Raw genomic sequence first — 19840 nt, 5'->3', positions numbered from 1 at the left:
CCAAAGGAGCACCCCATGTCTTTGCAGTTCGGCCCTGCGTACGTCCGCGCCATCGCCCCCTATGTGGCCGGCAAGCCGATTTCCGAAGTGGCGCGCGAGTTCGGCCTGGATGCCGCGCGCATCGTCAAGTTGGCATCCAACGAAAACCCGCTGGGTATGCCGCAGTCTGCCAAGAACGCCATGGCTGCGGCTATCGATGAGCTGGCGCGCTACCCGGATGCGAACGGTTTCAGCCTGAAGGCCGCACTGCACGCCAAGTTTGGCGTGCCGGAAGCGTGGATCACGCTCGGCAACGGCAGCAACGACATCCTTGAACTGGCGGCCCGCGCGCTGGTGGCGCCCGGGCAGGGCGTGATCTACGCGCAGCACTCGTTTGCCGTGTACGCACTGGCGGCCCAGGAAGTTGGCGCATGTGCCATCGAAGTGCCGGCCCGCGACTATGGCCACGACCTGGATGCGATGGCCGCTGCCATCACGCCGGATACGCGCCTGATCTACATCGCCAACCCGAATAATCCGACCGGCACGTTCTTGTCGGCCGCGGACATTGCCGCCTTCCTGGCCAAGGTGCCGCCGACGGTCGTCGTCGTGCTGGACGAGGCGTACAACGAATTCCTCAAGCCCGGGCAGCAATACGACTCGGTGGCGTGGGTGCGCCAGTATCCGAATCTGCTGGTGTCGCGCACGTTCTCCAAGGCCTTCGGACTGGCCGGGCTGCGCGTGGGTTATGGCATCGCACAGCCGCCACTGACTGACTTGCTCAATCGCATCCGCCAGCCGTTCAACGTCAACAGCCTGGCGCAGGCCGCTGCCGTGGCTGCGCTCAATGACGCGGAATTCCTGCGCAAGTCTGCCGAGCTGAATGCCACCGGCTATGCGCAACTGACCGAAGCATTTGACCGCCTCGGCCTGCAGTACGTGCCGTCCTCGGGCAACTTCGTGCTGGTGCGCGTGGGTGATGACAACAGCGCTGGTGCGCGCGTGAATATCGCCCTGCTCAAGCAGGGCGTGATCGTGCGCCCGGTCGGCAACTATGGCTTGCCGCAATGGCTGCGCATCAGCATCGGCCTGCCGGAGGAAAACGCCAGGTTCATCGAAGCGCTGGAGGTGGCGCTGGCGCAGGAAAAAGCGGCCGCGTAACTTCTGTCGCAACCAGTGCGGCGCCCTGGATTGGGCATCGGGCGCCGCGCACATCGGGCTACAATGCCGCTTTGTTTTTTTCTGGCAGGGCGGTGTTGTGGCCTCTTCTTTTTCCAGTTCGCGGTTGGTGATCGTTGGCGTCGGCTTGATCGGCGGTTCGCTGGCGCTGGCGTTGCGCCACGCGGGGGTGGTCGGGCAGATCATTGGCGTTGGACGCTCGGCGGCGTCGCTGGAGACGGCGGTGCGCCTCGGTGTGATCGACGAAGCCTTGCCCATGGAAGGGGCAGTGCACGGAGCGGATATGGTCGTGCTGTGCGCACCCGTGGCGCAGACGCTGCCGTTGCTGCTCGCCATGCAGCCGCACCTGGGCCCGGACACCATCGTGACCGATGCCGGCAGCACCAAGTCCGACGTCATCATGGCCGCCAAGACCGCGCTGGGTGATCAGGTCAGCCAGTTTGTGCCGGCGCACCCGATTGCCGGCCGCGAACTGAATGGCGTGGAAGCTGCGCTGGCCGATCTCTACGTCGGCAAGAAAACCGTGCTGTGCCCGCTGCAGGAAAACCGCCGCGCCGACGTCGAGCGCGTGCAGGCGATGTGGGAAGCGGCGGGTGCGTATTGCCATGTCATGTCGGCGGTGCAGCACGATGCCGTGTTCGCTGCCGTCAGCCACCTGCCGCACGTGCTGTCTTACGCGCTGGTCGCGCAGGTCATCAATGCCGAAGACGCCGCGCTCAAGCTCGACTTTGCCGGTGGCGGCTTCCGCGATTTCACGCGCATTGCCGCGTCTTCACCGGAAATGTGGCGCGACATCTGCCTATCGAACCGCGAGGCTCTGCTGCGCGAGTTGAGCACGTATGAAGCCGTGATCGGCCATATGAAGAAAATGATCGAGCAGCGCGACGGCGCGTCGCTCGAACGTGTGTTCCGCCGCGCGAGCGAAGCGCGCTTGGCGTGGCCGCAACGCGTTGCGCCGACCACGCAACCCGAATAACGCATTTCCTGACTGGATCTATGGAACATCTCGACGTCGGTCCGCTGAAGGCGGCGCGCGGCACCATTAAGCTGCCGGGCTCGAAGAGCATCTCCAACCGCGTGCTGTTGCTGGCCGCACTCGCACAGGGCGAAACCGTCGTACGCGACTTGCTCGATTCCGACGACACGCGCGTCATGCTGGCTGCGCTCGACAAGCTGGGCGTGTCCGTAGAGCGCCTTGGCGACAATGATTACCGCGTGACTGGCACCGGCGGGCGTTTCCCGGCCAAATCCGCCGATCTATTCATGGGTAATGCTGGCACTGCCATCCGCCCGCTGACCGCCGCGCTCGCACTGCAAGGCGGCGAGTACACGCTGCACGGCGTGCCGCGCATGCACGAGCGCCCCATCGGCGATCTGGTCGACGGCCTGCGCCAGGTCGGCGCACGTATCGACTACACCGGGAGCGAAGGCTATCCGCCGCTGGCGATCCACGCCGCGCTGGTCAAGATCGACGCGCCGATCCGCGTGCGCGGCGATGTATCGAGCCAGTTTCTGACCGCACTGCTGATGGCGCTGCCGCTGGTCGAGTCTGCCGGCAACGTCACCATCGAGGTTGTCGGCGAGCTGATCTCCAAGCCCTACATCGAGATCACGCTGAATCTGATGGCGCGCTTCGGTGTGCAGGTTGTGCGCGACGGCTGGGCCTCATTCACCGTGCCGACCGGCGTGGCGTATCAGGCGCCGGGCGAGATCTTCGTCGAAGGCGATGCTTCGTCGGCGTCGTATTTCCTGGCCGCCGGCGCGCTTGGCGGCGGGCCGGTGCGCGTGGAGGGCGTTGGCATGTCCAGCATCCAGGGTGATGTCCGCTTTGCCGACGCGCTCAACCGCATGGGTGCCAACGTCATGGCCGGTGACAACTGGATCGAGGTGCGCGGCGTCGAACGCGACGACGGCAAGCTGCATGCGCTGGAGTTGGATTGCAACCACATTCCCGACGCAGCGATGACGCTGGCGGTGGCCGCGCTCTTTGCCGACGGCACCACCACGCTCACCAACATCGGTAGCTGGCGCGTCAAGGAAACCGACCGTCTCACCGCCATGGCCACCGAGCTGCGCAAGCTCGGCGCCACGGTGGAAGAGGGCGCCGACTACATCCGCGTGACGCCTCCGCTGCAATGGACGCCGCCCGCCGGCGGCATCGACACCTACGATGATCACCGCATGGCGATGGCCTTCTCGCTGGCCGCGTTCGGTCCGGAGACCGTGCGTATCAACGACCCGCGCTGCGTCGCCAAGACCTTCCCGGAATATTTCACGGCGTTCGGCGGTATCACCGCTTGAAACGCAATTAACCGCCATAATTTCATCATGTCCGACGCCGCTGCTTCCACGCCGTACCCGGTCATCGCCATCGACGGCCCGACCGCATCCGGCAAGGGCACTGTTGCCCACCAAGTCGCTGATTTGCTTGGTTTTCACCTTCTGGACAGCGGGTCGCTGTATCGGCTGGTGGCGCTTGCCAGCATGCGCGAGAACGTCGACGACCACGATGTGGCGAGCCTCGTGCGCATTGCCAGCACGCTGGATGTGCGCTTCAAGGCTGACCATATCTGGCTCAAGGGCGAGGATGTGAGCCTGGCGCTGCGCCACGAGTCGGTCGGCAACCAGGCCTCGGCGATTGCTGTGCATGGACTGGTCCGTGATGCGTTGCGCGCACGTCAGCGTGCGTTCCTGGAGGCGCCCGGCCTCGTGGCCGACGGCCGTGACATGGGCACCGTGATTTTCCCTGAGGCGGTGCTCAAGGTGTTCCTCACCGCGAGCGTGCAGGCACGCGCCGAGAGGCGCTATAAACAATTGATTGCAAAGGGATTTTCTGCTACAGTGGAAAGTCTTTCGCAGGACTTGGAAGCGCGTGATTTGCGGGATCGCACCCGCAGCGTCGCGCCGCTGCGTCCGGCGCAAGATGCGCGGTTGCTCGATTCGTCCGACATGACGGTCGATGAGGTGGTCGCGCAGGTACTGGACTGGTATCGGCAGGTGCAGGGCGCCAACAAGGCGAACTGAGTCGGCTGAACTGGTCTGATCGGTGCCGGTGGCAACGTGTTGTTGCTGCTGGCGGTTGTTCAACTCGTAACCCCGCATGCGTGTCTTCGCCCATCCTGAGCGGATGCAATGCGAGGCATGTTCTGCGGATGCCTATTTTTATGTCCCAAACTAACGAATCTTTTGCCGCCCTGTTCGAAGAGTCGATCGCCAAGTCCAATATGAAGGCTGGCGAAGTGATCTCTGCGGAAGTTGTGCGTATCGACCACAACTTCGTCGTTGTGAACGCGGGCCTGAAGTCTGAAGCTTTTGTTCCGGTCGAAGAGTTCCTGAACGATCAGGGCGAGCTGGAAGTGCAAGTCGGCGACTACGTTTCGGTCGCGATCGACGCACTGGAAAACGGCTACGGCGACACCATCCTGTCGCGCGACAAGGCCAAGCGCCTGGCTTCGTGGCTGAACCTTGAGAAGGCACTGGAATCCGGTGAGATCATCTCCGGTACCGTGACCGGCAAGGTCAAGGGCGGCCTGACCGTCATGGTCAACGGTATTCGTGCATTCCTGCCGGGTTCGCTCGTCGACGTGCGTCCGATCAAGGACACCACGCCGTACGAAGGCAAGACCCTCGAATTCAAGGTCATCAAGCTGGACCGCAAGCGCAACAACGTTGTGCTGTCGCGCCGCGCCGTGGTTGAAGCCACGCTGGGCGAAGAGCGTCAGAAGCTGATGGAAACGCTCAAGGAAGGCGCGATCGTCAACGGTATCGTCAAGAACATCACCGACTACGGCGCGTTCGTGGATCTGGGCGGCATCGACGGTCTGCTGCACATCACCGACCTGGCATGGCGTCGCGTGCGTCACCCGAGCGAAGTGCTGTCGGTTGGCCAGGAAATCACCGCCAAGATCCTCAAGTTCGACCAAGAGAAGAACCGCGTCTCGCTGGGCGTCAAGCAGCTGGGCGAAGATCCGTGGGTCGGTATCTCGCGTCGCTACCCGCAAGGCACTCGCCTGTTCGGCAAGGTGACCAACCTGACCGACTACGGCGCGTTCGTCGAGATCGAAGCCGGCATCGAAGGCCTGGTGCACGTGTCGGAAATGGACTGGACCAACAAGAACGTGGCTCCGTCCAAGGTTGTCCAGCTGGGCGACGAAGTGGAAGTCATGGTTCTGGATATCGACGAAGACAAGCGTCGTATCAGCCTGGGCATGAAGCAGTGCAAGGCCAATCCGTGGGACGACTTCGGCCGCAACCACAAGAAGGGCGACAAGCTGTCGGGTCAGATCAAGTCGATCACCGACTTCGGCGTGTTCATCGGTCTGCCGGGCGGCATCGACGGCTTGGTGCACCTGTCGGACCTGTCGTGGCAAGAAACCGGCGAAGAAGCCGTTCGCAAGTACAAGAAGGGCGACGAGGTGGAAGCCGTTGTGCTGGCCATCGACATCGACAAGGAACGCATCTCGCTGGGTATCAAGCAACTGTCGGGCGACCCGTTCAACAACTTCATCTCGACCAACGACAAGGGCTCGATCGTGTCTGTCACGATCAAGGCCGTTGATCCGAAGGGCGCTGTGGTGCAGTTGGCGGACGATGTGGAAGGCTACCTGCGTGCCTCGGAAATCTCGAGCGATCGCGTGGAAGATGCCCGCAACGTGCTGAAGGAAGGTGAAACGATGACCGCGATGATCGTCAACATCGATCGCAAGTCGCGCAACATCAACGTTTCGATCAAGGCCAAGGACAGCGCCGACCAACAGGAAGCCATGCAGAAGTTCGCGGCTGATACCGGCACCGCTGGCACCACGAACCTCGGCGCGCTGCTGAAGGCCAAGCTGAACGAGACCAACCAGTAAGCATCCATCGAGTCGACCTGCAAGGACGCGCACGATGCCCATGACCAAGTCCGAACTCGTGGAAAAGCTGGCCGCCCGCTTTCCGCAGCTGCTGCTGCGGGACGCGGACATCGCGGTCAAGACGATCCTGGATGCGATGTCCGACGCCCTGGCGGATGGCCACCGCATCGAGATTCGTGGGTTCGGCAGTTTTGGTCTGAATCGCCGTCCGCCGCGCGTTGGCCGCAACCCCAAGTCCGGCGAAAAGGTGCTGGTGCCCGAAAAGCGGGTGCCGCATTTCAAGGCGGGCAAGGAATTGCGCGAGCGGGTCGACCGCAGCCTCGAACGACAAGGCGAGCCTTCTTCGGAGGGCGAGCCAGCCGTGTCGTTGACGGCCGTCAAAGTGGCTCGACAAGCTGACAGCAACCGCCACGCCGCAGGGTTTTCGGCGGAGGCGCCGATGCCGTTGGCCATGTCGCGCTAAGCCTTGGTTGCATACGGTAGTTTCAGGAACGCCCCGGTTTTGCCGGGGCGTTTTTTATTGTGGCGATGGCCTTGCGCGCAAGCCTTTGGCGTGACTGGCCCTCATGTGAATCCGCTACAATGCGGCACAACCCGGCAATCGTGTGCTGCCTAGCTGCCGCACCGCCGCCCGTCTCCGAATCCGCATGAAATTTCTTGTCTGGGCCATCCGAATCCTGTTGTTCGTGCTGCTCTTTGTACTGGCACTGCACAACACGGCGGAAGTCTCGTTGGTGTTGCCGTTTGGCGTGACCTGGCGCACGCCGCTGATCCTGATCGCGCTGGCGTTTTTTGTGGCCGGTATCTTACTGGCCATGCTGGCAATGGCGCCGCGCGTGGTGAGGCACCGCTTTGTCGCCAGCCGTCTGCGCCGCCAGATCGGCCGCATGAAGCAGTCGGAAGAGGTGGTCGAGCCGCCTGCGCCTGTCGTTGCCGATTCTCCTTACCAAGTCCCCGGCCCCAAGGTCTGACGCATGGATTTCGATCTCTGGTGGCTGCTGGCCATCCCGTTGGTGTTTGGCTTGGGCTGGGTTGCTGCGCGGCTCGATGCCCGCCAGTTGCGCACCGAACAGTCTTCGCTGCCGCGTTCCTATTTCAAGGGCCTGAACTTCCTGCTCAACGAGCAGCCCGACAAGGCCATCGATGCCTTTATCGAGGTTGCTCGCCTGGACCCGGAAACCACCGAGCTGCACTTCGCGCTTGGCAGCCTGTTCCGCCGCCGCGGCGAGACCGAACGTGCCATCCGCGTGCATCAGAACCTCGTCAACCGCCCGGACCTGCCAGCCAACGAGCGCGACCATGCACTGTATGAACTCGGTCAGGACTTCCTGCGCGCTGGCCTGTTGGACCGCGCGGAAGAATCCCTACGCATGCTGATGGAGGGCGCGTTCGCCGAGCCCGCCAAGCGGGTGCTGCTTGAGTTGTACGAAGTTGAGAAGGAATGGCGCAAGGCCATCGATGCGGCACGCGAGTTGCAGACGCTGCAGGGCAAGGACTACTCCATTCAGATCGCGCAGTTCTGCTGCGAGTTGGCGCAGGAATCGCTGCAACGAACGGATGTGCCGACTGCCGTGGGATGGCTGGAACGCGCGCTGCAGGAGAACCCCAAGAACGTGCGCGCGACTATTCAGCTGGGCGACGTGGCACAGGGGCAGGGCGATGTCGAGGGCGCCATCAAGCGCTGGCGCAGCATCGAGCAGCAAAACCCGGCTTTCCTGCCGCTGGTGGCCGAGCGGCTGATGAAGGCGTATACGCAGCTTGGCCGCGCCGCCGAGGGGCTGGCGTGGCTGCGTTCCAAGATGGATGCGCGCCTGGGTCCCGAACTGCTCGACACGGTTTACAAGTATGAGTTGGATGTGCACGGCATTGATGACGCCGTGGCACTGATGCGCGACCAGATTCGTCGCCAGCCATCGCTGATGGCATTGACGCGTCTGGTGGAAGCGGAAGCAACGCGTGCTTCCGAGGCGGTCGGCCACGAGGCTCATGCCACGGCAGAGGTGGCCGAGAGCGCGCTGGCCGATCCGGTCGAGACGGGCGCCAATGCCGATATCCAGCGCGCGCAAGACTTGGGCGCCATCCGTGACCTGCTGCAAAGCCGCACGCGTAACATGGCGCGCTACACCTGTCAGGAATGCGGTTTCCGCGCGCGCCTGTTCTATTGGCAGTGCCCAGGGTGCAACCGCTGGGAGACCTATGCGCCGCGACGCACCGAGACGCTCGGTGGCAGCGGCGGGGCCAGCATGTAATTCAGTCTGGCGCGGCTTGCATGTTTGAACCGCGCCGGCGCTTTTTCAATCTTTGAAGTGTTCGTATGAAGATCACCATCATCGGTAGCGGTTACGTCGGTCTGGTCACCGGCGCGTGTCTGGCGGAACTGGGCAACGACGTGTTCTGCCTCGACGTCGACCAGAAGAAGATCGATCTGCTCAACGCCGGCGGCGTGCCCATCTACGAACCGGGCCTGAAGGAGCTGATCGAGCGCAACCGCGCGGCCGGTCGCATCCGGTTCTCGACCGATGTGGCGGCCAGCGTGGCGCACGGCGACGTGCAGTTCATCGCCGTTGGCACGCCGCCCGATGAAGACGGCTCAGCCGACCTGAAGTACGTGCTGGCAGCGGCCCGCAACATCGGCCAGCACATGAACGGCTTCAAGGTGATCGTCGACAAGTCGACCGTGCCGGTGGGCACTGGCGACAAGGTGCGTGCCGCAGTGGCCGAGGTGCTGGCTGCGCGTGGCAAGTCCGACATCGGCTTCTCGGTGGTGTCGAACCCCGAGTTCCTGAAGGAAGGCGCCGCAGTGGACGACTTCATGCGCCCGGACCGCATCGTGCTCGGCACCTACGCCGACAACGACGGCCAGCGCGCCAAGGCGATAATGCGTACGCTCTACGTGCCGTTCAACCGCAACCACGAGCGCACCTTCTACATGGACGTGCGCTCGGCTGAATTCACCAAATACGCTGCCAACTCGATGCTGGCCACGCGCATCTCGTTCATGAACGAGATGGCCAACCTGGCCGACAAGGTGGGCGCCGACATCGAACTCGTGCGCCTGGGCATCGGCTCCGACCCGCGCATCGGTTACAGCTTCCTTTACGCCGGTACCGGCTATGGCGGCTCGTGCTTCCCGAAGGACGTGCAGGCGCTGGTGCGTACCGCGCAGGAATACGGCCAGACGCTGCACGTGCTGGAGGCCGTCGAGGCCGTCAACGACAAGCAGAAGGAAGTGCTGGTCAGCAAGATCGAAGACCGGCTGGGTGCGGATCTGACCGGCCGCGCCTTCGCCATCTGGGGCCTGGCTTTCAAGCCGAACACCGATGACATGCGCGAGGCGCCGAGCCGCATCCTGATCGGCGCGCTGCTCTCGCGCGGCGCACGTGTGCAAGTGTATGACCCGGTCGCGATGGAAGAGGCTCGCCACGCACTGGCGCTCGATCTTTCTTCGGAGCAATTGGAACGCGTGACGTTCTGTAACGGTCAGATGGACGCGCTCAAGAATGCTGACGCGCTGGTCATCGTGACCGAGTGGAAAGCATTCCGCAGCCCGGACTTCAACGCTGTCAAGGCGCTGCTGAAGACACCGATGGTGTTCGACGGCCGCAACCTGTTCGAGCCGCAAGCCATGCGCGATGCGGGCTTCGAATACCAGGCCATCGGACGCTCTACCCAACTGTAATTGCCGTCACCTCGATTCGGCTGCCGCCGACGCTCCAGACCCATGACCACGCCCGCTTCCGAACAGATCCACGCTGCCCGCATCCTCGTGGTTGGCGACATGATGCTCGACCGCTACTGGTTTGGCGATGTCGAGCGGATTTCCCCTGAAGCACCGGTGCCCGTCGTGCAGATCAAGCGCTCGGACGAGCGCCTGGGTGGTGCCGCCAACGTGGCGCGCAACGCTGCGGCACTGGGCGCCCAGGTCGGCATGCTGGGTGTAATCGGCAACGACGAGCCTGGCCGCAGCATCGAGACGTTGCTCGGCGAAAGCCACGTCACAGGCCATTTGCACCGTGATCCGGCCGTCAATACGACGATCAAGCTGCGCGTGCTGGCACGCCAGCAGCAGTTGATTCGCGTCGACTTCGAGAACCCGCCCACACACGAAGTGCTGATGTCGGTGCTCGATCGCTTCCGCACCCTGGCGCCGCAACATGATGTGGTAGTGCTCTCCGATTACGGCAAGGGCGGCCTGACGCACGTGGCCAAGATGATCGAGGCGTCGCTCCAGGCCGGCCGCCGTGTGCTGGTCGATCCGAAGGGCGACGATTATTCGCGCTACAAAGGCGCGACCATGATCACGCCCAACCGTGCCGAGATGCGTCAGGTGGTCGGTTCGTGGAAGTCCGAGCAGGACCTGACCATCCGCGCGCAGAATCTGCGTCGTGAGCTGCAGCTCGAAGCGCTGTTGCTGACGCGCTCGGAAGAGGGCATGACGCTCTACACCGAGCATGAGGTGCTGCACGTCTCCGCGCAGGCGCGCGAGGTGTATGACGTCTCGGGCGCGGGGGACACCGTCATCGCCACGCTGGCGACCATGCTTGGCGCTGGCGCCAGCCTCAAGGAAGCGGTCCAGTACGCCAACCGCGCGGGCAGCATCGTTGTCGGCAAGCTGGGTACGGCGGTCGTCACTTACGCAGAACTCTTCAACTGATCCATTGATCAACCGATCATGACCATCATCGTCACCGGTGCGGCCGGCTTTATCGGCGCCAACATCGTCAAAGGCCTGAACGAGCGCGGAGAGACCGACATCATTGTCGTCGACAACCTCACGCACGCCGACAAGTTCAAGAACATCGTCGACTGCCAGATCAGCGACTATCTTGACAAGACCGAATTCGTCGAGCGCTTTGCGCGCGGCGATTTCGGCAAGGTCCGCGCAATCTTCCACGAGGGCGCCTGCTCCGACACCATGGAGACCGACGGCCGCTACATGATGGACAACAATTACCGCTACTCGCTGGCGGTGATGCGCGCATGCCTGGACCAGGGCGTGCAGTTCCTCTATGCCTCGTCGGCGGCCACGTACGGCGCGTCGGAAACCTTCCGCGAGGAGCCCGAGTTCGAGCGCCCGCTCAATGTGTACGGCTACTCCAAGCTGCTGTTCGACCAGGTCGTGCGCCGTGTCATGCCGACCGCGTTGTCGCAGATCGTGGGCTTTCGCTATTTCAACGTTTACGGCCCGCGCGAGCAGCACAAGGGACGCATGGCCTCGGTGGCGTTCCACAACTTCAACCAGTTCCGCGCTGAAGGCACCGTCAAGTTGTTCGGCGAGTACAACGGCTACCCGCAGGGCGGTCAGATGCGCGACTTTGTGTCGGTGGAAGACGTGGTGAAGGTCAACCTGTTCTTCTTCGATCATCCGGAAAAATCGGGCATCTTCAACCTTGGCACCGGGCGCGCCCAGCCGTTCAACGACATCGCCACCACGGTGGTGAACACGCTGCGCGAAGCCGAGGGCAAGCCTGTACTGTCTACCGAGGAACTGGCCCAGGAAGGGCTGATCGAGTATGTGAAATTTCCGGATGCGCTGCGCGGCAAGTATCAGTGCTTCACGCAGGCGGACCAGTCGCGCCTGCGCGCAGCCGGCTACACAGCGCCGTTCCTGACGGTGCAGGAAGGCGTGGCGCGCTATTGCCACTGGCTGCTGAAGCAGCAAGCCTGACTGCCACCAATCAGACAGCGTGTGACTTTTTGTCAGCGCGCTGCCGCATCTGCGTGATGCTCTTTAGTATGTGTTGAAACCGCCACCCGATGTGGCGGTTTTTTCATCTCTGAATTCAGGAGGAGCACATGTTGAAGAAGTTGTTGGCCGTTGCGTTGATGTCGCTGTCCATGCTGTCGGTCTCGTGGGCGGCCGTGGATGTGAACACGGCAGACCAGGCTGCGCTGGAAACCCTGTCCGGCATCGGGCCGAAGCGGTCCAAGGCGATTCTGGAAGAGCGCACCAAGAATGGCCCGTACAAGGACGCTGCCGACTTCAAGGCCCGCGTGCCTGGTATTGGCGACAAGACGCTTGCCAAGCTGGAGAACGAGGGCCTGAGCTTCGGCCAACCGGCCCCCGCCCCGGCTGCCGCCAAGAAGGGCAGCAAGGACGCCAAGAAGAAGTAAGCGCCCCCAGGTTGTCCATTCCCCAACGCCCCGCCCGTGCGGGGCGTTTTACCGCGTGCCGGGCAGGGCTTTCGAGCGGAATGACGTGCTGCATTACAATGGCCCGATTCCATCCCCTACGCATCATGGCTTATCCCACCATCGAAGACACCATCGGCAATACGCCTCTGGTTCAGCTCCAGCGCATCCCCGGCGCGGGCAACGCGCAACGCGGCAACGTCATCCTCGGCAAGCTCGAAGGAAACAATCCGGCCGGCTCGGTCAAGGACCGCCCGGCGCTGTCCATGATCAAGCACGCTGAAGCCCGCGGCCGCATCAAGCCGGGCGACACGCTGATCGAAGCCACATCGGGCAACACCGGCATTGCGCTGGCCATGGTAGCGGCCACACGCGGCTACAAGATGGTGCTGATCATGCCGGAAGACCTGTCGGTGGAGCGCCGCCAGAGCATGGCTGCGTATGGTGCCGAGATCATCCTCACCCCCGTCAAGGGCGGCATGGAATACGCGCGCGATCTGGCTGATGCGATGGAAAAGGAAGGCAAGGGCGTCATCCTCGACCAGTTCTCCAACCCGGACAACCCGCTGGCGCACTACGAGGGTACCGGCCCCGAGCTGTGGCGCCAGACGGAAGGGCGCATCACGCATTTCGTCTCGGCGATGGGCACGACGGGCACGATTACCGGTGTCTCGCGTTTCCTGAAAGAGAAAAACCCGGCCGTCCAGATCATTGGCGCTCAGCCGGCTGAGGGCTCGCGCATCCCGGGCATCCGCAAGTGGCCGGAAGCCTACATGCCGAAGATCTACGATCCGAGATTCATCGACCGCACAGAGCCCGTGAGCCAGTCCGACGCCGAACACATGGCGCGGCGCATGGCGCGCGAGGAAGGCATCTTCTGCGGTATCTCTGCAGCCGGTGCACTGTGCGTGGCGCTGAAGATTGCGGAAGAGGTCGAGAACGCGACCATCGTGTTCGTGGTGTGCGATCGGGGCGACCGCTACCTGTCGACCGGCGTGTTTCCGGCTTGATGGGCCGCACGGCCATGATGATGCGATTGACGCGCATGAAGCCTTGGGCCGCGCCCGTGGCGCTGGCGATGGCCGGGTGACTGACCCCTGCGTTGAGCGCCTCACCGGAGGCTGAGATGCAGGCGGTAGCCGGCCAGTACTACCTGGATGCCGGGCGCGCCGTCGGCTCGATGCTGAAGCTCGACGACGACGGTGAGTTCGAATGGCGTTGGGTATCCAACGTGGATAAGCATGCCCAAGGGACTTGGAGGCTGGAAGGCGACACCATCGTCCTCCAGCCCATCGCGCCCGGTACGCCGCATTTCCGTCTGTTCAGCGACGAGGAACTGGCGCGAACCAAGCCCACTGAAGCCGGTACCTGGCTGGCGATTGTGGGCATTCCGCGCTTCGGCCCGATGGCCGATGTGGAGGTCTGGTTCGAGGCGCGTTCGGGCAAGACAGTCACCCAGGTCAGCTTGCCCAACGGCGGCGCCCAGGTCGAGATGCCCGCTACGGAAATCTGGGCCCGTGCTGGCCTGCGCCGTCGGGGTAGCAACGATACGTGGCAATGGCTCGATATTCCGCCGGAGCGCGCGAAGGCTCGGCTGGCCGGTTTTTCCGTTGACGACATCGCACAGCTCGGGCGGCCGCCGTTCGCGCAGATGCGCCTGATACAACAAGGGCAGAACTTGGTCGTGACGCGAATTGATGACAAGGTTCTTGACCCCGGCGCGAGCGAAACCCCGCATGGTGTACCTGCCGCGCTGGCGGTAGCTGCAGACGATTCGGCCACCCAAAAAGCGCAGCTTCGGCTGCGCTTTCCTTTGCGTGAACGCTTGGCGGTCAACCGCGCATCGCCTGCCGCACGGCCTGACCTAATTCGTACACAGCGGCTGCATAGAAGAAGCTGCGGTTGTAGCGCGTGAGCACGTAGAAGTTGCGCAGGCCGACGCGATACTCGATTGGCTGGCCGGGTGTGGGCAGGTCGACGACCAGCACGTCAGTCTCCTGTTCGCGGGTCGCATCCAAACCCGGCGCCAATGTGAGCCCCGCGCGCGTGAGCTTGGACAGCGTCATGCGCGGATACGGTTGACCGTCAGCCGCCGCCGCGGCAATACCTTGGCTGTCGGCGTCGCCGGCGATGTTCCACATCACTGGGCGGTTCGGTTCCCAGCCGTGCATCTGCAGGAAGTGCGCAACGCTGCCGATCGCATCCACCGCGCTGTTGCGCAAGTCGATGTGGCCGTCGTGGTCGTAGTCGACGGCGTATTCGCGAATGCTGGTCGGCATGAACTGTGGAATGCCCACCGCGCCCGCGTACGAGCCCAGCACCGAGAATGCATCCGTGCCTGTGTCGCGGCACCAGATCAGGTAGTCCTTGAGTTGGTTGCGGAACATCGTGCTGCGTTCTGCGCGGTTGGGCGTGTCGGGGTAGTCGAAGGCCAGCGTGGACAACGCGTCCATCACGCGGAAGTTACCCATGTCGCGGCCGTAGATGGTTTCCACGCCCAGGATGCCGACGATCACGTCGGCGGGCACGCCGAATTCGCTCTCGGCGCGGCGCAGCGTATCGCCATATTGCTGCCAGAACTGCACGCCGGCACTGACGCGAATGGGCTCGATGAAGCGGCCGCGATAGGCTGCCCAGCTCCGGCGCGCGGGCGTGGCGGGCGGCAGGATCAGCCGTGCCACCGTGGCTGAATAGGCCGTGCCGGCAAATAGCGCGTCAAGCGAGGCGCGGTCGAAGTTGTACTGGCCGACCAGCTCGCTAACGAAGGCCTGCGTCTGCGGGTTGTTGCGGTAGCGGTCTGGGTCGATCTCTTCTTCATGGACCGCGACGCGGCGCTTGGGTGATTTGGCCACTTTCTTGGCCGCCAGCGAAAGAGCCGGGAAGGACAGCGCGGAAAGCGCGGCACCTGCCACCAGGGCGCGCAACACGGGACGACGGGAGGGAGACGATTGGCTCATGGGCGGGCTTCAGACAGGACCGGGGCATTGTAGCGGATGGCTCTGTCGGATCGCCTTGGCGTGCCGAGTGAGGCGCAAGCGCCTGCCACCGTGCTAACGTAGCGGCTGGAGACACCGAAGCACCCCGGATCACAACATCAACATGGCGACCGGCCTTTATACGCATCCCGAATTCCTCCGGCACGAAATGGGGTATCACCACCCCGAGTGCCCGGACCGCCTGCGCGCGATCGAAGATCAATTGATCGCCAGCCGCATTGACCAGTTTCTGGTCCCTTGCGAGGCGCCGCCCGCCACCGAGGCACAGTTGTGCCGCGTGCATCGCCCCGAATACCTGCGCGAATTGGTGGCCAACGTGCCGATTGCCGGCTACACGTCCATCGATCCCGACACCATGATGAACCCGCACACCTACATGGCTGCCGTGCTGGCCGCCGGTGCGGCAGTGGACGCGACCGACAAGGTGATCGCGGGCGAGCTCGAGAACGCCTTCTGCAGCGTGCGCCCGCCCGGCCACCACGCAGAGCCGGGCCGCGCGATGGGCTTCTGTTTCTTCAACAACGTGGCTGTGGCCGCGCGCCATGCGTTGGAGCATCACGGGCTGCAGCGCGTGGCGATCGTCGATTTCGACGTGCACCATGGCAACGGCACCGAAGCCGCCTTTCGCGATGAGCCGCGTGTGCTGATGTGCAGCATCTTCCAGCACCCGTTCTATCCGTATTCCGGCACCGAGGTGGTGACCGCCAATATGGTCAACATTCCGCTGCCTGCATACACCAACGGCCTGACGGTGCGCGAGGTGGTGGAGACCATCTGGCTGCCGCGCCTGGAGGCGTTCCAGCCCGAGATGCTGTTCATCTCTGCCGGCTTCGATGCGCACCGCGAAGATGATCTCGGCCAGATGGGCTTGGTGGAGGCTGACTACGCGTGGATCACGCAGCAGCTGATGCAAGTGGCCCGAACGCACGCCAAGGGCCGCATCGTGAGTTGCCTGGAGGGCGGCTACAACCTTAGCGCGCTCGGCCGCAGCGTGGTGGCGCACATCAAGGCTCTGGCGGAGCTTTAGGCGACATATGTCGACAAATCGCCTGCAAAATTCCAAAAAGTAATAAAGACATCGTTAAAGAATCGTTCCTCGCATGTAGCGCCTGCCTTACACTAGCGCCTCACTCCAACAAGAAAGAGACGGCAACGGCCTGAGATCCAGTGCGGTTGCCGTTTTTTGTATGTACGCATGATTGAACTCAAGGGGATATCGCAGCGCTTTCGGGGAACGGGCGGCAACGACGTTCACGCGCTGCGTGACGTCGACCTGGCCATTGAGCGCGGCGAGATCTTCGGCATCATCGGCCGCAGCGGCGCGGGCAAGAGCACGCTGGTGCGCGTCATCAACCTGCTGAATCGGCCGACCTCCGGCACCGTCACCGTGGCGGGCCAGAACCTCACCGCATTGAATGCCGACGGGCTGCGCCAGGCGCGCCGCAAGATCGGCATGATCTTCCAGCACTTCAATCTGCTATCTTCGCGCACGGTGTACGGCAACGTGGCGCTGCCGCTGGAGCTGGCGGGCACGCCGCGCGAGCGCATCCGCGAAATCGTGCTGCCGCTGCTGGACCTCGTCGGCCTGGCCGCGTTCAAGGATCGCTATCCGGCGCAACTCTCGGGCGGGCAGAAGCAACGCGTCGGCATCGCCCGTGCGCTCGCTAGCCAGCCGGAAGTGCTGCTGTGCGACGAGGCGACCTCCGCGCTGGACCCGGAGACGACACGCTCGATCCTTGACCTGCTGCGCAAGATCAACCGCGAACTGGGCCTGACCATCGTGCTGATCACGCACCAGATGGAAGTCATCAAGCAAGTGTGCGACCGCGTCGCGGTGCTCGACGCCGGTCGCGTGGTGGAACTCGGCCGCGTGATCGACGTGTTCCTAAAACCCAAGCACGACGTGACGCGGGCGCTTATCGGCGAGGTCATCTCGCAGGAACTGCCTCCTTCGGTGCTGGCGCGCGTGGAAAGCCGTCTCGTCGCGCGCGAGCAGGGCGGGCGCGATCACCTATTCCGACTGGCTTTTACGGGCGCGGGCGTGGATCAGCCAGTGCTGGCCCAGGCGATTCGCAACTACGGGCTCGACTTCAACATCCTGCACGGCCATATCGATGAGATTCAGGGCCAGGCCTTCGGCTCGCTGGCGATCCTGGCCTCGGGCGAAACCATCGACATCAGCAACGCGATGAACTTCCTGCGCGAGCAAGGCGTGGTGGTCGAGGAGATCAACCATGTGGTCTGACCTGACCGATCTGTTTCTGCCGGCCTTTTGGGAGACGCTGGCCATGGTGGGCGTCTCGGGCGGCATCGGCGCACTGTTTGGCGTGCCGCTGGGCGTGTTGCTGTATTTGACCGCGTCGGGCGGTGTGCTGTCGGCGCCGGTGTTCAACCGCGTTGCCGGCTTGATCGTCAATGCGGTGCGCTCGGTGCCGTTCATCATCCTGCTGGTGGCGGTGATTCCGTTCACGCGACTGTTGGCCGGTTCGTCCATCGGCACGGCGGCGGCGATTGTGCCGCTGACCATCGCGGCGATTCCCTTCGTCGCGCGCTTGGTCGAAACCGCGCTGCGCGAAGTGGACCGTGGCCTGATCGAAGCCGCGCAATCGATGGGCGCGACCACCGGCCAACTCGTCTACAAGGTGCTGCTGCCCGAGGCCATGCCCGGCATCCTGGCCGGCCTGACGATCACCTTCGTCAGCCTGGTGGGCTACTCGGCCATGGCCGGTACCATCGGCGGGGGCGGCCTGGGCGATCTGGGTATCCGCTACGGCTACCAGCGCTACGAATCGGACATCATGCTGGCGGTGGTCGTCATCCTGATCGTCTTTGTGCAGGCGGTGCAATCGACCGGCGATTGGCTGGTCCGCCGCCTGAGCCATCGCTAATCATTCAATCGACAGACAAAACGAGGAAACACGATGAATCGTCGTCAACTGCTGCAATGGTCCGCAAGCGTGGGTGCCGCGCTGGCACTGGTCGCCGGGAGCGCCCTGGCGCAGAGCAAACCCATCAAGATCGGCGTGACCGCTGGCCCGCACGCCGAGATCATGGAAGAGGTGAAGAAGGTTGCCGAGAAAGATGGCCTGAAGATCCAGATCGTCGAGTTCAACGATTACATCCAGCCGAACGCCGCCCTGGCCTCCGGTGACCTGGACGCCAACAGCTACCAGCACCAACCGTACCTGGACGATCAGGTCGCCACGCGCGGCTACAAGTTCGTGAGCGTCGGCCAGACCATCACCTTCCCGATGGGTATCTACTCGAAGAAGATCAAGTCGCTCAAGGACCTGAAGGACGGCGCGCGCTTCGGCCTGCCGAACGACCCGACCAACGGCGGCCGCGCGCTCCTGCTGCTGCAGGCGCAAGGCGTGATCAAGCTCAAGCCGAACGCTGGTTTCAAGGCCTCGCCGCGCGACGTGGCCGAGAACCCGAAGAAGCTGAAGTTCGTGGAGCTGGACGCCGCTCAACTGCCGCGCTCGCTCGATGATCTTGACGCCGCCGCCGTCAACGGCAACTACGCCGAGAAGGCCGGCCTGGACCCGATCAAGGATGGCATCGCCATCGAAAGCCCGAAGGGCCCGTACGCCAACGTGCTGGCCGTGCGTGCGGCCGACAAGGACCAACCGTGGGTCGCCAAGCTCGTGAAGGCGTATCATTCGGACGCTGTGAAGGCCTTCGTCAAGGCAAAGTACAAGGACGCGGTGATCGTGGCTTGGTAAGCACCGATCTCAGCACTTTTACGCACGGTTAGAGGGTTTTCCCCAGCCAATTGCCGGACGTTTGACTGGTGTCCGGCAATTTTTCGCGGTTAAAATAGCACGATCGTTCGGAAAATTAACGCGAGCGACCGGCCGCCCTTATAATGGCCGGCGTCTTGTAACAGATGTCTTATTAATGAGTGGAGTGAGCGCATGAAAGTCCTGGTCGCAGTCAAGCGCGTGATCGATTACAACGTGAAGGCTCGCGTGAAGGCGGACGGCAGCGGTGTCGATCTGGCCAACGTCAAGATGAGCATGAACCCGTTCGACGAGATCGCCGTGGAAGAGGCTGTCCGCCTGAAGGAAGCGGGCGTTGCCACCGAAGTGATCGCCGTGTCATGCGGTGTGACGCAGTGCCAGGAAACCCTGCGCACCGCCATGGCCATCGGCGCCGACCGTGGCATCTTGGTCGAAACCAACGAAGATCTGCAGCCGCTGGCCGTGGCCAAGCTGCTCAAGGCGCTGGTCGACAAGGAGCAGCCGCAACTGATCATCCTGGGCAAGCAGGCGATTGACGACGACGCCAACCAGACCGGTCAGATGCTGGCTGCGCTGGCGGGTCTGCCGCAAGCCACGTTCGCCTCGAAGGTGCAGATTGCCGACGGCAAGGCTTCGGTCACGCGTGAAGTGGACGGCGGCCTGGAAACCCTGTCGGTCAAGCTGCCGGCCGTGGTCACCACCGACCTGCGCCTGAACGAGCCGCGTTATGTGACGCTGCCGAACATCATGAAGGCGAAGAAGAAGCAACTCGACACGGTTAAGCCGGAAGACCTGGGGGTAGACGTTGCACCGCGCCTGAAGACGCTGAAGGTGGTTGAGCCCGCCAAGCGCAGCGCCGGCGTGATGGTGCCCGACGTCGCAACGCTGGTCGCCAAGCTCAAGACCGAAGCCAAGGTGCTGTGAGGCGGTCGTCCGCCATTTGCACTCAACTTCAAGCACA

20 protein-coding genes are annotated in these 19840 nt (G+C 63.3%); 19 read left to right on the top strand and 1 reads right to left on the bottom strand.

Going from position 1 to position 19840, the window contains the following annotated elements:
* The first annotated feature begins 15 nt into the window (after window positions 1-15).
* The 14 genes from hisC (at window position 16) to B4F51_RS07355 (ending at window position 14058) form a co-directional block, all read left to right on the top strand.
* Window positions 16-1140: a histidinol-phosphate transaminase gene (gene hisC / locus B4F51_RS07420; RefSeq protein WP_296224453.1), complete on the top strand. Its 1125-nt coding sequence runs from the start codon at window positions 16-18 to the stop codon at window positions 1138-1140.
* A 97-nt stretch (window positions 1141-1237) separates the two neighbouring features.
* Entirely contained in the window at window positions 1238-2134 is an 897-nt protein-coding gene (locus tag B4F51_RS07415; protein ID WP_296224452.1) for a prephenate dehydrogenase, read from the top strand.
* A 20-nt stretch (window positions 2135-2154) separates the two neighbouring features.
* On the top strand, window positions 2155-3459 hold the full coding sequence (gene aroA / locus B4F51_RS07410) for a 3-phosphoshikimate 1-carboxyvinyltransferase (RefSeq protein ID WP_296224451.1): 1305 nt from the start codon (window positions 2155-2157) through the stop codon (window positions 3457-3459).
* Window positions 3460-3486: 27 nt separating this feature from the next.
* Window positions 3487-4182, top strand: coding sequence for a (d)CMP kinase (cmk, locus tag B4F51_RS07405; protein ID WP_296224450.1), 696 nt, complete (start codon window positions 3487-3489; stop codon window positions 4180-4182).
* Between the two features lie 140 nt (window positions 4183-4322).
* Window positions 4323-6011: a 30S ribosomal protein S1 gene (gene rpsA, locus B4F51_RS07400; protein ID WP_296224449.1), complete on the top strand. Its 1689-nt coding sequence runs from the start codon at window positions 4323-4325 to the stop codon at window positions 6009-6011.
* 34 nt (window positions 6012-6045) lie between these two features.
* Window positions 6046-6474 (top strand): integration host factor subunit beta, encoded by a 429-nt coding sequence (locus tag B4F51_RS07395; protein WP_296224448.1) that lies wholly within the window; start codon window positions 6046-6048, stop codon window positions 6472-6474.
* Between the two features lie 184 nt (window positions 6475-6658).
* A complete protein-coding gene (locus B4F51_RS07390) occupies window positions 6659-6982 on the top strand; it encodes a LapA family protein (protein ID WP_296224447.1) in 324 nt (107 codons plus the stop codon).
* A 3-nt stretch (window positions 6983-6985) separates the two neighbouring features.
* Complete coding sequence (gene lapB, locus B4F51_RS07385) at window positions 6986-8260, top strand: lipopolysaccharide assembly protein LapB (protein ID WP_296224446.1); 1275 nt, start codon at window positions 6986-6988, stop codon at window positions 8258-8260.
* 65 nt (window positions 8261-8325) lie between these two features.
* Complete coding sequence (locus B4F51_RS07380; protein ID WP_296224445.1) at window positions 8326-9690, top strand: UDP-glucose dehydrogenase family protein; 1365 nt, start codon at window positions 8326-8328, stop codon at window positions 9688-9690.
* Between the two features lie 42 nt (window positions 9691-9732).
* Window positions 9733-10665, top strand: coding sequence for a D-glycero-beta-D-manno-heptose-7-phosphate kinase (gene rfaE1, locus B4F51_RS07375; protein WP_296224444.1), 933 nt, complete (start codon window positions 9733-9735; stop codon window positions 10663-10665).
* Window positions 10666-10683: 18 nt separating this feature from the next.
* The gene (gene rfaD, locus B4F51_RS07370) at window positions 10684-11679 is read left to right on the top strand and encodes an ADP-glyceromanno-heptose 6-epimerase (RefSeq protein ID WP_296224443.1); all 996 of its coding nucleotides are present in this window, start codon (window positions 10684-10686) and stop codon (window positions 11677-11679) included.
* A 128-nt stretch (window positions 11680-11807) separates the two neighbouring features.
* On the top strand, window positions 11808-12125 hold the full coding sequence (locus B4F51_RS07365) for a ComEA family DNA-binding protein (RefSeq protein WP_296224442.1): 318 nt from the start codon (window positions 11808-11810) through the stop codon (window positions 12123-12125).
* Between the two features lie 125 nt (window positions 12126-12250).
* Entirely contained in the window at window positions 12251-13153 is a 903-nt protein-coding gene (gene cysM, locus B4F51_RS07360; protein ID WP_296224441.1) for a cysteine synthase CysM, read from the top strand.
* Between the two features lie 116 nt (window positions 13154-13269).
* Window positions 13270-14058: a hypothetical protein gene (locus B4F51_RS07355; protein WP_296224440.1), complete on the top strand. Its 789-nt coding sequence runs from the start codon at window positions 13270-13272 to the stop codon at window positions 14056-14058.
* Here B4F51_RS07355 and mltB read toward each other — a convergent pair.
* Window positions 13976-15100 carry a lytic murein transglycosylase B gene (mltB, locus tag B4F51_RS07350; protein ID WP_296224439.1) on the bottom strand — a complete coding sequence of 375 codons (1125 nt, stop codon included), beginning with the start codon at window positions 15098-15100 and terminating at the stop codon, window positions 13976-13978. The two genes, B4F51_RS07355 and mltB, sit on opposite strands and share 83 nt — an antisense overlap.
* 142 nt (window positions 15101-15242) lie before the next feature.
* Between mltB and B4F51_RS07345 the strand changes: the two genes are divergently transcribed.
* The 5 genes from B4F51_RS07345 (at window position 15243) to B4F51_RS07325 (ending at window position 19803) form a co-directional block, all read left to right on the top strand.
* On the top strand, window positions 15243-16166 hold the full coding sequence (locus tag B4F51_RS07345; protein WP_296224438.1) for a histone deacetylase family protein: 924 nt from the start codon (window positions 15243-15245) through the stop codon (window positions 16164-16166).
* A 168-nt stretch (window positions 16167-16334) separates the two neighbouring features.
* Window positions 16335-17384, top strand: a complete 1050-nt coding sequence (locus B4F51_RS07340; protein ID WP_296224437.1) for a methionine ABC transporter ATP-binding protein — start codon at window positions 16335-16337, stop codon at window positions 17382-17384.
* A complete protein-coding gene (locus tag B4F51_RS07335) occupies window positions 17374-18027 on the top strand; it encodes a methionine ABC transporter permease (protein WP_296224436.1) in 654 nt (217 codons plus the stop codon). The genes B4F51_RS07340 and B4F51_RS07335 overlap by 11 nt, the downstream gene beginning before the upstream one ends.
* A 33-nt stretch (window positions 18028-18060) precedes the next feature.
* Window positions 18061-18861 (top strand): MetQ/NlpA family ABC transporter substrate-binding protein, encoded by an 801-nt coding sequence (locus tag B4F51_RS07330; protein WP_296224435.1) that lies wholly within the window; start codon window positions 18061-18063, stop codon window positions 18859-18861.
* 192 nt (window positions 18862-19053) lie between these two features.
* The gene (locus B4F51_RS07325) at window positions 19054-19803 is read left to right on the top strand and encodes an electron transfer flavoprotein subunit beta/FixA family protein (RefSeq protein ID WP_296224434.1); all 750 of its coding nucleotides are present in this window, start codon (window positions 19054-19056) and stop codon (window positions 19801-19803) included.
* Window positions 19804-19840 lie beyond the last annotated feature (37 nt).

It is taken from the genome of Ralstonia sp. UBA689 (genome assembly GCF_002298975.1).
Classification (GTDB): Bacteria; Pseudomonadota; Gammaproteobacteria; order Burkholderiales; family Burkholderiaceae; genus Ralstonia.
Note: the sequence above shows the minus strand (reverse complement) of the source record. Positions and strands in the feature narration are given on the sequence as shown.